13 protein-coding genes are annotated in these 12845 nt (G+C 63.0%); 10 read left to right on the top strand and 3 right to left on the bottom strand.

The genetic code is table 11. The features are described from left to right. Positions 1-3: 3 nt before the first annotated feature. Positions 4-699 carry an ATP-binding cassette domain-containing protein gene (locus L867_RS0115600; protein WP_028737745.1) on the top strand — a complete coding sequence of 232 codons (696 nt, stop codon included), beginning with the start codon at positions 4-6 and terminating at the stop codon, positions 697-699. A 70-nt stretch (positions 700-769) separates the two neighbouring features. Here the strand turns inward: L867_RS0115600 and L867_RS0115595 are convergent, their stop codons facing one another. The 3 genes from L867_RS0115595 to L867_RS0115585 form a co-directional block, all read right to left on the bottom strand. Continuing rightward, on the bottom strand, positions 770-1111 hold the full coding sequence (locus L867_RS0115595; RefSeq protein ID WP_028737744.1) for an IS5/IS1182 family transposase: 342 nt from the start codon (positions 1109-1111) through the stop codon (positions 770-772). A 136-nt stretch (positions 1112-1247) separates the two neighbouring features. Then, on the bottom strand, positions 1248-1715 hold the full coding sequence (locus L867_RS0115590; protein ID WP_037173566.1) for an Lrp/AsnC family transcriptional regulator: 468 nt from the start codon (positions 1713-1715) through the stop codon (positions 1248-1250). Continuing rightward, a complete protein-coding gene (locus L867_RS0115585) occupies positions 1712-2599 on the bottom strand; it encodes a VOC family protein (protein WP_028737742.1) in 888 nt (295 codons plus the stop codon). The genes L867_RS0115590 and L867_RS0115585 overlap by 4 nt, the downstream gene beginning before the upstream one ends. 220 nt (positions 2600-2819) lie before the next feature. Here L867_RS0115585 and L867_RS0115580 point away from each other — a divergent pair, with 220 nt between their 5' ends. From L867_RS0115580 to L867_RS0115540, 9 genes are all read left to right on the top strand, one after another. Further along, positions 2820-4412 (top strand): ABC transporter substrate-binding protein, encoded by a 1593-nt coding sequence (locus tag L867_RS0115580; RefSeq protein ID WP_028737741.1) that lies wholly within the window; start codon positions 2820-2822, stop codon positions 4410-4412. A gap of 64 nt (positions 4413-4476) precedes the next feature. Then, complete coding sequence (locus L867_RS0115575) at positions 4477-5460, top strand: ABC transporter permease (RefSeq protein WP_028737740.1); 984 nt, start codon at positions 4477-4479, stop codon at positions 5458-5460. Continuing rightward, positions 5457-6332: an ABC transporter permease gene (locus L867_RS0115570; protein ID WP_028737739.1), complete on the top strand. Its 876-nt coding sequence runs from the start codon at positions 5457-5459 to the stop codon at positions 6330-6332. Before L867_RS0115575 ends, L867_RS0115570 begins: the two co-directional genes overlap by 4 nt. Continuing rightward, positions 6329-7969: an ABC transporter ATP-binding protein gene (locus L867_RS0115565; RefSeq protein ID WP_028737738.1), complete on the top strand. Its 1641-nt coding sequence runs from the start codon at positions 6329-6331 to the stop codon at positions 7967-7969. Before L867_RS0115570 ends, L867_RS0115565 begins: the two co-directional genes overlap by 4 nt. A 20-nt stretch (positions 7970-7989) precedes the next feature. Then, positions 7990-9303 (top strand): FAD-dependent oxidoreductase, encoded by a 1314-nt coding sequence (locus L867_RS0115560; protein ID WP_028737737.1) that lies wholly within the window; start codon positions 7990-7992, stop codon positions 9301-9303. A 16-nt stretch (positions 9304-9319) separates the two neighbouring features. Further along, a complete protein-coding gene (locus L867_RS0115555; RefSeq protein ID WP_028737736.1) occupies positions 9320-9808 on the top strand; it encodes an L-2-amino-thiazoline-4-carboxylic acid hydrolase in 489 nt (162 codons plus the stop codon). Between the two features lie 13 nt (positions 9809-9821). Next, positions 9822-10988, top strand: a complete 1167-nt coding sequence (locus L867_RS0115550; protein WP_028737735.1) for a M20 aminoacylase family protein — start codon at positions 9822-9824, stop codon at positions 10986-10988. Between the two features lie 52 nt (positions 10989-11040). Then, positions 11041-12189 (top strand): PLP-dependent cysteine synthase family protein, encoded by a 1149-nt coding sequence (locus L867_RS0115545; RefSeq protein ID WP_084638582.1) that lies wholly within the window; start codon positions 11041-11043, stop codon positions 12187-12189. Positions 12190-12236: 47 nt separating this feature from the next. Then, entirely contained in the window at positions 12237-12611 is a 375-nt protein-coding gene (locus tag L867_RS0115540; protein ID WP_028737733.1) for a Rid family detoxifying hydrolase, read from the top strand. Positions 12612-12845: the final 234 nt, after the last annotated feature.

Here is a 12845-nt window from a genome sequence, read left to right as displayed (position 1 = left end):
GCCATGGATAGCGAGACAATCGTTGAAGTACGAGGGTTGAACCACTGGTTTGGCAGCGGCGAGGTTCGCAAACAGGCGCTGTTCGACGTGAACCTGACGTTGAAACGTGGCAGCTTCACCGTGTTGATGGGCCCCTCTGGGTCCGGCAAGACCACGGTACTCACGCTGATTGGCTGCCTTCGCGCGGTACAGGATGGGTCGGTGCGGCTTCTGGACCACGAACTGAACGGCGCACCCCAGACACAGCTTGTCGCGCTGCGCCGACGTCTGGGTTTCATATTCCAGGCCCATAACCTGCATGAAAGCCTGACTGCGGCGCAGAATGTGATGATGGGAGTGCAGGTGCATGGTGCCGTGCCGGATGACCTGGCGCAACGTGCAGCCGATCATGCACTTGGCCTTGTCGGCCTGACGGACCGCAAGGCCTACCTGCCTGCCAACATGTCAGGTGGGCAGAAACAGCGCGTGGCTGTGGCTCGGGCCCTTGTCTCCAGCCCTGCGCTTGTGCTGGCAGACGAGCCCACCGCCGCGCTGGACAAGGACAGCGCGGCCGAGGTCGTGGATCTGTTGAAACGCATGGGCGAAGCGCGGGGTACCACGACAGTGCTCGTCACCCATGATAACCGCATCCTCGACCGCGCTGACCGCATCCTGACACTGGAAGACGGCCGCATCGTCAAGATCGAGGAGCGAGGTTGAACTGCTGTTGAGAACTTGATCTCACCACCGTCTCAATGCCATCGTCCATGGTCATAGGACGGATCGACATTCAGCGAAGCCAAATCATTGCGGCGGTGAGATAGACGAAACCCTCGAAGTGAACGGTTCTGCGGTCGTAGCGTGTTGCGAAGCGGCGAAAATGCTTCATCCGGTTGAAGCAGCGCTCAATGCGATTGCGATGTTTGTAGGCGGCTTCATCATGCGGAATGATAATCTTGCGCGAGCGGTTTGACGGAACGACGACTTCGGCTTCCATGCCGGCAATCACTTCCCGCAAAACATTGCTATCATAGGCTTTATCCGCCGGCACGACATTGCCGGTCTGCTTCTCCAGCAGTGCCGGAGCTTGCGTGATATCTCCGACCTGACCGGCGGTGACGATGAAACGCAATGGTCATGCGAGACGCCACGGGCATAGGCCAGCATTGCCTGGACCATTTCCTGCATTTCGTCGAACCTTGTCGCCATGCGCTCTCACGTCTCGTCACCGTCGATGACTTCCGATCCGACCTGGGACGTTCATCGGCCTACAGGTAGTTGGTCGGAACCGCCGTCGTGAACTTCAGCTCTTCCATGGAGATGGAGGAATTTATCTGCGAGAATTCGAGCTGCTCGATCATGCTCTTGTAGACCTGATCGAAGGCCTCAACGTCCGGCACCATGACCTTAAGGATGTAGTCCACGGTCCCCGTCAGGCGGTAGGCTTCCACAATCTGCGGTATGTTCTCGATGAGTTCGCGAAAGCGCACCAGCCAGGCCATTTCGTGACGCGGCGCGGTGATCGCGATAAACACGATCATCGGAACGCCCGCCTTCTTGGGGTCGACAAGCGTCACCCTTTTGCGAATGACGCCAGCCTCCTCCATGCGGCGGATACGCCGCCAACAGGGGGTCTGGGATAGGCCTACCTCGTCGGCGATTTCGCTGACCGGGCGGTCCCGGCGCTGCAGAAGGTCAAGAATCTTGCGGTCGATCAGGTCAAAGCTCGTCGTCATTCTTCAATGAACTCCATAACGTTACCTCCGGCATCGGCGGGCGAAACGAAAAAGCTGCGGCCTTCGATACCCTCATGAAAGGCGACTCCTTCCGCCTTAAGGCACGAGCGGGCCGCGGCAAGGTCGGCGACCTCGATCTGAAGGGCGGCAAAATCGCCGCGAAGGATGGCGTCCCGCCCGAGCGGGGCATAGCGGGCGAGGGCCGCATCCGGCATCATGCAGATGATCGCGGCGGACCTATCACCGGTTGCAACACGAACGCGCGCGCCGGTTTCCACAAGGCGCCCTTCGGCAAACAGCCTGGCATAAGCTCTCGCCGTATCCATGGGTGTCGCTGTGGCAACGACGATCCCGGCGAGGGCGCGCGCGCCGTTCGGGTGCTCCATCAGCTCGGGGCGCCAGACCATGTCGCGGGTCTTGTGCCCGCACATGAAAATTTCGCCGGCGGGGGCTTCGTGCGCGGCAAAGGCGGTGACGGCGAAAGCGGCGGTACCCGTGCTGCCGTCCGGCAGAGGTAGGGGACGGGCGAAATCCATTACCTCGCTTGTCGCGATCCCCAGTTCCGCCAACGCGCTCCGCGCGGCATGCGCATCGCCAATTCGGCAGGCAATTGCCGTCATGCTGTCGCCCCGCGCGGCCAGCGTCGCGCGTTTGGCGGCGTTGCGCGGGGTCTCCGCGATGATCGCCAACAACTCGAAGTAGTCATCGGGGAAAACAATCGTGTGATTGGCGCTTCCCATTTGTGGGCTGTGGGTTCCACGGGGAGAAAGGGCGAAGCCGAGGGCCTCAAAACGCTGCACAGCGGCATCGAGATCGCCGACGAGGAGCACAATATGGTCAACGCCGGCGACGGGGTGGAGTTGTTGCGGATGATCAAGTTTCACGTCAATCCCTCTGAAGTCCGCGCCTAGTTAAATCATCTACAAATGGCGCCATATATGAACATATCTATCTACGTCCCCCGGTCAAGTGGAGATGCGATGTGCAGAAATCTTGCTTTTTTTAGAATGGTATTGACATGAAAGTCTGTCTCGGCGAACAATTTGCCTCGTTCGCAACCCGGCAAAAGATCGAGTGCGGATTTCCTAACCAGAGGGGTAAGAAATGATTGTCTCGAAAAAGCAGCTTTCGCTGCTGGGCGGAGCTTTGTCTGCGATCATCGCCGCAACGGTGGCGCACGCGGAAGAGCCCCAGCGTGGTGGCACCGCCATCATCCACATGGTTTCCGAGCAGGGCGTGCTCAACCCGGCGCTTCGCGCATCGACGGGCGTGTACCAGATCACCGGCAAGTTCATGGAGCCGCTGATCGACAAGACCTATGACGGTTATGTCGGCGTTCTGGCAACAAGCTGGTCCTCGTCGGATGACGGCAAGGCCATCACCTTCAAACTGCGCGAAGGCGTCAGATGGCACGACGGCCAGCCGTTCTCCTGCGCCGACGTCTCGTTCACGGCCCTGAACCTGTGGAAGAAACTTCTGAATTATTCCACGACGCTCCAGGCCAATCTCGAAGCCGTCGATTGTACCGATCCCTACACGGCCGTGTTCCGTTACTCCAAGCCGATGCCGCTCGAACTGCTCGTCGCAGCCATGCCGGACCTCGGCCACCCCGTGCCAAAGCACCTCTACGAGGGCACGGACATCCTGAAGAACCCCCACAACCAGAAGCCCATCGGCACCGGTCCCTTCAAGTTCGTCGAATATGAACGCGGCCAGTACATCATTGGCGTGCGGAACGAAGACTATTGGCGCGGCAAGCAGTATCCCTATCTGGATCGCGTGATCTGGCGCTTCATTCCAGACAAGGCCGCCGCCGCCGCCGCGATCGAGGCCGGCGAGATCCACGAATCCGGCTTCAACGGCATCTCCATGGAAGACATGGAACGTCTTGGCAAGGACGAGCGCTTCGACATGGGGCCAAAGGGCTTCGAGAACAACGTCGCCCATTCGACGGTCGAGTTCAACCTGCGCAACCCCATCCTCGCCGACCTGCGGGTCCGCCAGGCTATCTATCATGGCCTCAACATCGACTTCGCCCTGAAGACAATCATGCGCGGCTATGGCAAGCCGGGGCGTGGACCGATCCCGAGCGCCGGGGGCCTCAACTATACCGATGACGTAGAGACCTACGCCTATGATGTCGAAAAGGCCAAGGCGCTGCTTGACGAAGCCGGCTACAAGACCGACGCCGACGGTATCCGCTTCAAGCTGAAGCATCGTCCGGCGCCCTGGGGCGAGTACACGCAACTCTGGGCCGAGTACTTCGCCCAGGCCATGAAGGAGATCGGCATCAGGGTCGAGATCGTCACCAACGATGCACCGGGTTTCCTGAACGGTGTCTACCGTGACCATGACTTCGACACGGCAAACGGCTGGCACCAGTTCCGCGCCGACCCGGCGGTCTCCACCACCGTCTGGCTGCGCTCGGGCGCTCCGGCCGGCACCGCATGGTCCAACCAGTTCGGTTACCAGTCGGCCACGATGGACGAGTTGATCGATGCGGCGGCGGGCGAACTCGAGCCGGCCAAGCGCGCCGACCTCTATCACCAGGTTCAGAAGCTGGAAATGACGGACCTCCCCGTCATCTTCGCCATCGAGCATCCATTCCTCGGCATTACCAGCAAGAAGCTCAAGAACCACCACAACACGCCGCGCTGGGACAGTTCCAGCTGGTACGACCTGTGGCTTGAAGAGTGAGGCGTCCGGCCGGGGCGTTTCCCACGCCCCGGCCCTCCCCCAACGGAAGCATGGTGACATGAGCATTCACATCCCCCCTCTCTTGACCTATGCGCTTCGCCGCATCCTCCAGGCAATTCCCATCCTGCTCCTGATCATGGTCGGCAGCTTCCTACTGATCAAGATGGCGCCCGGCGACACCGTCGACGCGCTGGTGGGCGACATGGGCGGCGCCGACCCTGCCTTCGTGGCCCGGCTGCGCATGGAATATGGCCTTGATGAACCCGTCTTCGTCCAGCTTTGGCGCTATCTCGTGAAGCTCGCGCAACTGGATTTCGGCTGGTCCTACGTCTATGAACAGCCGGTGCTGACCGTGCTCATGGCCCGCCTCGGCAACACCATGCTGCTGATGGTGTCCTCCCTGGCGGTCGCCTTCACCTTCGGCATCACGCTCGGCGCCTTTGCCGCCCGCCGGGCCTATTCGGTGACCGACAACGTGATTTCGACGCTCGGCCTCGTCTTCTACGCCATGCCGTCCTTCTTCCTCAGCCTGCTGATGATCCTCGTCTTCTCGGTCAAGCTCGGCTGGTTGCCGGTCGGCGGCATCCGCACCATCGGCGCTTTCAAGACCGGTTGGGCCGATGTCATCGACGTGGCGCGCCATCTGGTCATGCCGACCGCCGCGTTGTCGCTGATCTATCTGGCTTTCTACATGCGCCTGATGCGGACCAGCGTCCTGGAAGTCATGGATCTCGACTTCGTGCGCACGGCGCGCGCCAAGGGGGCGGGAAACTTTCGGCTGATGGTCCACCATGTGATGCGCAACGCATTGCTGCCGGTGGTCACGCTGCTCGGCCTGCAATTCTCCACCGTTCTCGGCGGCTCGGTCGTCATCGAGACGATCTTTTCCCTGCCGGGTCTCGGACAGCTTGCCTACACGTCAGTCATCAAGCGCGACCTTAACGTGCTCATGGGCATCGTCGCCTTAAGCTCGGTCATCGTCGTCATCGTCAACGTCTTGACCGACCTCGTCTACGCTTGGCTCGACCCTAGGATCGAACTGAAATGAATATCACCGATACCAGCCTTACCCCGCCCGCGCCGCCGCGCAGCCTCGTCTTGTGGCGCCGTTTCCGCCGCAACCGCGCCGCCGTCCTCGGCCTTGCCCTCTTCATCATCGTCGTGCTGATGGCGGCGCTGGCCGATTTCGTCACCCCCGGCGATCCGCTGCGTCTTGCCGGCACGCCGCTGACCGCACCGCTTATCGTCGCGGAGAATCCATGGGGCACGGACCAGCTTGGCCGTGACATCCTGTCGGGCATCTTCCACGGCGCCCGCATCTCGCTTGTGATCGGCGTGGTCGCCACCATAATCTCGATCGCCATAGGCATCGTCATCGGTGCGGTCGCCGGCTATTTCGGTGGCCGGGCGGATGGTGCGTTGATGCGCCTCACCGAAGCCTTTCAGACCATCCCAAGCTTCGTGCTGCTTCTGACGCTCGTCGCCATTTTTGGCTCCAGCATCGAAAATATCGTCATCGCCATCGGCGTCGTTTCGTGGACCGCCCCTGCCCGTATGGTGCGTGCCGAGTTCATGTCGCTGCGCAGGCGGGAATTCGTGGACGCGGCGAGAAACCTCGGCGTCAGCGATGTCTCGATCATCTTCCGCGAGATTTTGCCCAACGCCCTGCCGCCGGTCATCGTCTTTGCTTCCGTCGTCATGGCCACCGCGATCCTCATGGAGAGCGCGCTCGCCTTTCTCGGGCTTGGCGATCCCAACTATGCAAGCTGGGGCAATATGATCGGCCAGGGTCGCGCCGTCCTGCGCACCGCCTGGTTCTGCTCCGTCATTCCGGGCATGGCCATCCTTCTCACCGTTCTTTCCTTCAGTCTGATGGGCGAAGGCCTCAATGACGCGCTCAATCCAAGGCAGAAGAAATGACCAGCGAACGCAAAACCATACTCGACATTCGCGATCTTCAAATCAGCCTGCCGGCTGGCGGCGATCGTCCCCACGCGCTGTGGGATTTCAACCTGACCGTCGGCGAAGGCGAAATCGTCTGCCTGGTGGGCGAGAGCGGCTCCGGCAAGTCACTGGCCGCCAGCGCCGCCATGCGCCTTCTGCCCGAACCGCATGTGCACGTCTCCAAGGGATCCATACGCCTCGACGGCACGGATCTCCTGTCCCTGTCTGAACGGCAGATGCGCGGCGTACGCGGCGACCGGATCGCGATGATCTTCCAGGAGCCGATGACCGCACTCAACCCGCAGAAGACCGTGGGCTGGCAGATCGATGAAGTGCTCAGGCTTCACACGAAGCTGAACAGGGCCGAACGCAAGGCCCGCGTGATCAAGATCCTGACCGATGTCCACATTCCGGATCCTGAATCGGCCTACAACGCCTATCCGCACCAGATTTCGGGCGGCCAGCGTCAGCGCGTGATGATCGCCATGGCGCTCGTGCTCAAACCCCGCCTCATCATTGCCGACGAGCCGACCACGGCGCTCGACGTGACGACGCAAAAGCAGATCCTGAAGCTCATCAAGGAACTGCAGCAACTGCACGGCACCGGGATCCTGTTCATTACCCACGATTTCGGCGTCGTCGCCGAAATTGCCGACCGCATCGCCGTGCTCAGCCTCGGCGAACTCGTGGAGCAGGGTCCTGCCGCCCAGATCCTCAACAATCCGCAGCATCCCTATACCCGCAAGCTCATTGCGGCCGTGCCGGCCCTGACACCGCCGCCGGAAAAGCCGACCTCCAAGGAACCCATCGTTCTCGAGGCCCGCAGCTTGCGCAAGACCTTCGCCGCGCGCGGCGGGTTCCTTTCCGGCAAGCGCGATCCAGTTATTGCAGTCAAGGATCTGACATTCGAGCTTCGCCGCGGCGAGACGCTCGGCGTCGTCGGCGAGAGCGGCTCGGGCAAGACCACGGTGTCGCGCATCGTCACCCGGCTTCTGGAGGCCGATTCTGGGGAGGTCCGCATTGATGGCCGCGACATCATTTCGGCCTCGAAGGCCGAGTTGCGGGCGCTGCGCAAGGATATCCAGATGGTGTTCCAGGACCCGATGGCCTCGCTCAATCCGCGCCGCCGGGTGCTGGAATTGATAGCCCAAGGGCCGATCGTCCAGGGCGTGCCACGCGAAACCGCCTATGCCCGGGCGCGCGAGCTTTTGTCGCTGGTGGAACTGCCAGCCGCGGCGGCGAACCGTTATCCGCACGAGTTTTCGGGCGGCCAGCGCCAGCGCATCGGTATCGCCCGGGCGCTCGCGATGGAGCCGCGCGTGATCGTTGCCGACGAGCCGGTCTCGGCGCTCGATGTGTCGGTCCAGGCGCAGGTGCTGAAGCTCCTGGCGGAGCTGCGCGACCGGCTGCACCTGTCGCTTCTGTTCGTGACGCACGACCTGCGGGTCGCCGCCCAGCTTTGCGACAAGGTGATCGTCATGTCGAAGGGCGAGATCGTCGAAGCCGGTCCGACCTCGCGCGTCTTCGCCGATCCCCAACATCCCTACACGCGCTCGCTGCTCGATTCCATTCCCGGACGGGACTGGGAACCGCCCGTTCTGAGCGTCGCCTGACAGACCAAGGACCCGATTGAATGACCGAGACAATCACGCCGGCAGTTTTTCCGAGATCTATCTGGGCCGAAACGGCGCCCCCCCGCCCACAGTCGCCACCGTTGAAAGGCGCGGTGACCGCCGATACCGTCATCGTCGGCGGTGGCCTGACCGGCCTGTCGGCCGCCCTTCACCTTACCCGCTCAGGACAAAAAGTGGCGCTGCTGGAAGCCATGGCCGTTGGCTGGGGTGCCTCCGGCCGAAACAACGGCCAGGTCATCCCCACCATGACCGCCGCCGAACCGGACGTCATCGCCAAGCGCTACGGCGAAGCCGGCGAGCGCTTCGCCCGCCTGATCGGCAACAGCGCCAGCGTGCTGTTCGATCTGGTGCGCGAGGAAGACATGCAGGCCGAAGCCGAGCAGACGGGCTGGTTCCAACCCGCCCATTCGCCGGGCCGCGTCCGGCTGTCGAAACGGCGCGTCGATGCCTGGAACAGATTCGGCTTTCCCGCCCGCCTCCTCGAACGCGACGAGACGCAGGCGGTCCTGGGCTCGGATTTCTGGTATGGCGGCATGCTCAACCCCACCGGCGGCCACGTCAATCCGCTGGCCCTTGCCCGCGGCTTTGCCAAGGCAGCGGAAAAGCATGGCGCGACGATTTTCGAGGCAAGCCCGGCAACCGGCTGGCAGCGCAGCGGCAATGGCTGGGTCGTGACAACGGCCACAGGCTCCGTGACCGCCAGGAACTTCCTGCTGTGCACCAATGCCTATACCGGCGAGATCGTGCCGTCGCTTGCCAGCCGGCTTGCCCGCAGCATCGTGCCGGTGCTTTCCTGGCAAATGTCGACGCCGCCGGTATCCGACAATCTGCGCGCCACCATCCTGCCCGGCCGGCAGGCGGTGTCCGACACGCGCGGCGATCTTCGCTTCTTCCGCTACGATGCGCGCAACCGGCTGATTACCGGCGGCGTCGTGCTCGGCTCGCACGATGTCAGCCGCCGCGTGGCGCAGAAGGCCGCCGCCAATCTGGCCGAAGCCTTCCCGGCGCTCGGCACGCCGGAAATGACGCATGTGTGGAGCGGCTATATCGGCATGACCTGGGACCGTTTCCCGCGCGTCCACAATCTCGGCCCGGATGGCTGGGCGTGGATCGGCTGCAATGGTCGCGGGGTTGCGCTGGCCGTTTCGCTGGGCCGCGAAATGGCGCGTGCCGTATCGGGTGCGGCGATTTCGACGCTCGCCCTGCCGGTATCGGAACCCGCCCCCCTGCCCTTCCACCGCATCGCCCGCCGCATAGCGCCCACCTATCTGGCCTGGCTTCGCCGTCAGGACAGAATGGAACCGAAACCCTGAACGGAAGGGAAGCACCATGAAAGACATGCCCATTCTCGAGCGCCGCCGGATCGAGGCGCAGATCCTCAAGCACGTGCACGACGTCATCGAGGCGCGATCCGGCAGGCAAGAGGCTGACGCCGTGATCGGGACGGCCGTCAGCCGCTCCGCCATCGATCAGGGCCGGGGCTTTGCCGAGGCGCTTGGCCACAAGCCCGACTTCAACGACTTCGCCGACATCCTGCCCTTGTGGACCAAGGACGATGCCCTGCGGATCGAAACCATCGAGGCCTCCGCCGAAAAGCTCGAATTCAACGTGCTGCGCTGTCGCTACGCGGAAATGTACCGTGAGATGGGTCTTGGTCGGATCGGCCATCTCCTGTCGTGCAATCGCGATGGCGACTTCTGCATCGGGTATAACCCCGACATGAAGATGACCCGCACCCAGACCATCATGGGCGGGGCCAGCCACTGTGACTTCCGCTACCGCATGGAGCCGGAATCCGGCGCCAGCGACACCCAGTAACAAGGAATTCGAAATGGCCGTCGATAATTGGGTCTCCGAACATCTGGACCATCTGGTCGCCTTCCGCCGCGACCTCCACAGCAACCCCGAACTGCTTTACGATCTGCCGCGCACCGCCGCGGAGGTTGCAAAGGCGCTGCGCGCCGCCGGCTGCGACGAGGTCGTCGAGGGCATCGGCAGGACCGGCGTCGTCGCCGTCATTCGAGGCACGTCCAATACGTCCGGCCGGGCGATCGGCCTGCGCTCGGACATGGACGCCCTGCCCATTCTGGAGGCGACGGGCAAGCCCTGGGCCTCGAACACACCAGGCAAGATGCATGCCTGCGGTCACGACGGCCACACTGCCATGCTGCTCGGCGCCGCTATCGGCCTTGCCCAGAGCCGTGCTTTCGACGGCACCGTCATTCTGATCTTCCAGCCGGCGGAAGAAGGGGGTGCGGGTGCCCGCGCGATGATCGAGGACGGCCTTTTCAGACGCTGGCCCATGCACGAGGTCTACGGAATGCACAACCGCCCGAACCTGCCGGTCGGCGAGTTCGTCATTGCCGACGGCCCGATCATGGGGTCGGTCGACATGATCGACATCGAAATCGAGGGCGTCGGCGGCCATGCCGCCTCCCCGCACCAGACGGTGGACCCGGTGCCGGTGGCCGCAGCGCTCATCCAGGCGATCCAGACCATCACTGCGCGGACCATAGACCCCATGGATTCCGGCGTCATTTCGGTCACGACCATCCACGGCGGCGATGCCTTCAACGTCATCCCGCAGACCCTGCGGCTGACCGGCACGGTTCGCACGCTCAGAGACAGTGTGCGCGATCACGTCGAGGCGCGGCTTCAGCAGGCGGTCGCCGGCATTGCCGCTGCCTTCGGCGCCAAGGGCAGGCTCGATTACTCGCGCCACTACCCCGTAACCGTGAACCATGTGCAGGAAACTCAATTCGCGGCCCTCGCCGCCGAGGCGGTTGCCGGCGTCGGCCGCGTTGGCCGCGACATGCCGCCGACGCTCGGCGGCGAGGACTTCGCCTTCATGCTGAACGAAGTCCCCGGCGCGATGATCAATATCGGCAATGGCGCGAGCGCCAACCTCCACCATCCCGCCTATGACTTCAACGACGAAGCCATCGCCTGGGGCTGCTCGTACTGGTGCGAACTCGTTCGCCAGCGACTGCCGCTATAAGGCGCCGAGGTCCAGAAACGAAGGCCGTCATCGCAAGGCCGGAGAAGGAAACATGCAAGAATCCCGTTCAACGGACCAGGCTACCACCTGCCCGCCGCTTGCCCTATTGCCCGATTGCGCCGAAAGGGCTTGGTCTCGGTCGGCCATTGCCCTGCTTCAGGGCGACGGGCGGCGTTCAGCCGACACACACCTGCTGAAGCCGCTTTTCCCCGGCTTGAAGGGCATTTCCATCTATCTCAAGGACGAGAGCACCCACCCGACCGGCAGCCTCAAGCACCGGCTGGCCCGCTCGCTCTTCCTTTATGGCATCTGCAACGGCAAGATCCGCCAGACGACGACACTGGTCGAGGCATCCTCCGGTTCGACGGCGGTCAGCGAGGCCTATTTCGCCAAGCTGCTCGGTCTTCGCTTCATCGCCGTCATGCCGCATTCCACCAGCCGGCAGAAGATCGAGGCGATCCAGAGTTTCGGCGGCATGTGCCACTTCGTGGAACGGGCCGGCGACGTCTATGACGAGGCGATACGCATCGCCGAGCAGACGGGCGGCTATTATCTCGATCAGTTCACCAATGCCGAACGGGCAACCGACTGGCGCGGCAACAACAATGTGGCCGACAGCATCTTCCGCCAGATGGAAGGCGAGGAGTTTCCCGTCCCCGAATGGCTGGTGATGAGCGCGGGCACGGGCGGCACATCCGCCACGCTCGGCCGCTTCATCCGCTACAAGAACCTCGAGACTCGGCTTTGCGTCGTCGATGTGGAGAACTCGGCGTTCTACGATGCCTGGCGCACCGGCGACATGCAGATCACCGCTTGCGGATCGCGGATCGAGGGCATCGGCCGGCCGCGCGTCGAACCGTCCTTCGTGCCGGGCGTCATCGATCACATGATCCGCGTGCCGGATGCCGCCTCGATCGCGGCGGCGCATGTGCTGTCCGAACGCCTGTTCCGCCAGATCGGCGGCTCCACCGGCACCAACTTCTTCGGCCTGTGCTGGATCGCGGCAACCATGATGCGCCTGGGCCGCTCGGGTTCGATCGTTACACTGATCTGCGACAGCGGCCAGCGCTATGCCGATACCTTCTACAATGCAGACTGGCTGAAGGAAAACAGGATCGACATCGCCCCCTACCGGCGGATGCTTGACCGGTTCCTCGACCACGGCGACTTCGCTTTGCCATCCGACTGCCCCGGTCTCTGACCGGCGGAACGCACACCCATTCCGACCGATACATGAAAGGACAAGACATGCAGCCCCTCACCACAACCGAAGCCCCCGCCGCGATCGGCCCTTACTCGCAGGCCATCATCGCCAACGGCCTCCTGTTCATTTCCGGCCAGCTTCCGATCGATCCCATCACGGGCGCGTTCATCTCCGACGATCCGGTCGACCAGTGCCGGCAGTCGCTGCGCAACATCGAGGCCATTGCCAAGGCCGCCGGCGCCGATCTTTCCAAGGTGGTCAAGACAACTGTCCTCCTGAAAGATCTCGGCAGCTTTGCCGCCGTCAATGCCGCCTATGCCGAGTTTTTTCCGAATGTTGCCCCGGCACGCACCACTTTCGAGGCCGCCGCCCTGCCCAAGGGCGCACTCGTTGAGATCGACGCGATCGTCAGCCTGTGACTTCCCGGATGAGACGATCTGACGGATCGTCTCATCCGCTGCCACAATCCTGCGAACGAAACGGCGGGAGACCGCGGCAACGCCAGTCGGACCTATGACGAGAGCGGAAGCGGTCGCGGTCGCGAAAACGCCCTTGTCAAACAAAGACGACTGTCGGATTTGCCACAATGCTCCGAGGAGCTCCCGCCTTTTGCGGGGTGCGGACGCTGCGACGGCTCTTCTTGTGTGGGAGCG

Origin of the sequence: Paenirhizobium selenitireducens ATCC BAA-1503, assembly GCF_000518785.1 — a bacterium.
In the GTDB taxonomy this organism is placed as follows: domain Bacteria; phylum Pseudomonadota; class Alphaproteobacteria; order Rhizobiales; family Rhizobiaceae; genus Allorhizobium; species Allorhizobium selenitireducens.
The sequence above is the reverse complement of the archived record's forward strand: the minus strand, read 5'-3'. Positions and strand labels throughout refer to the sequence as shown.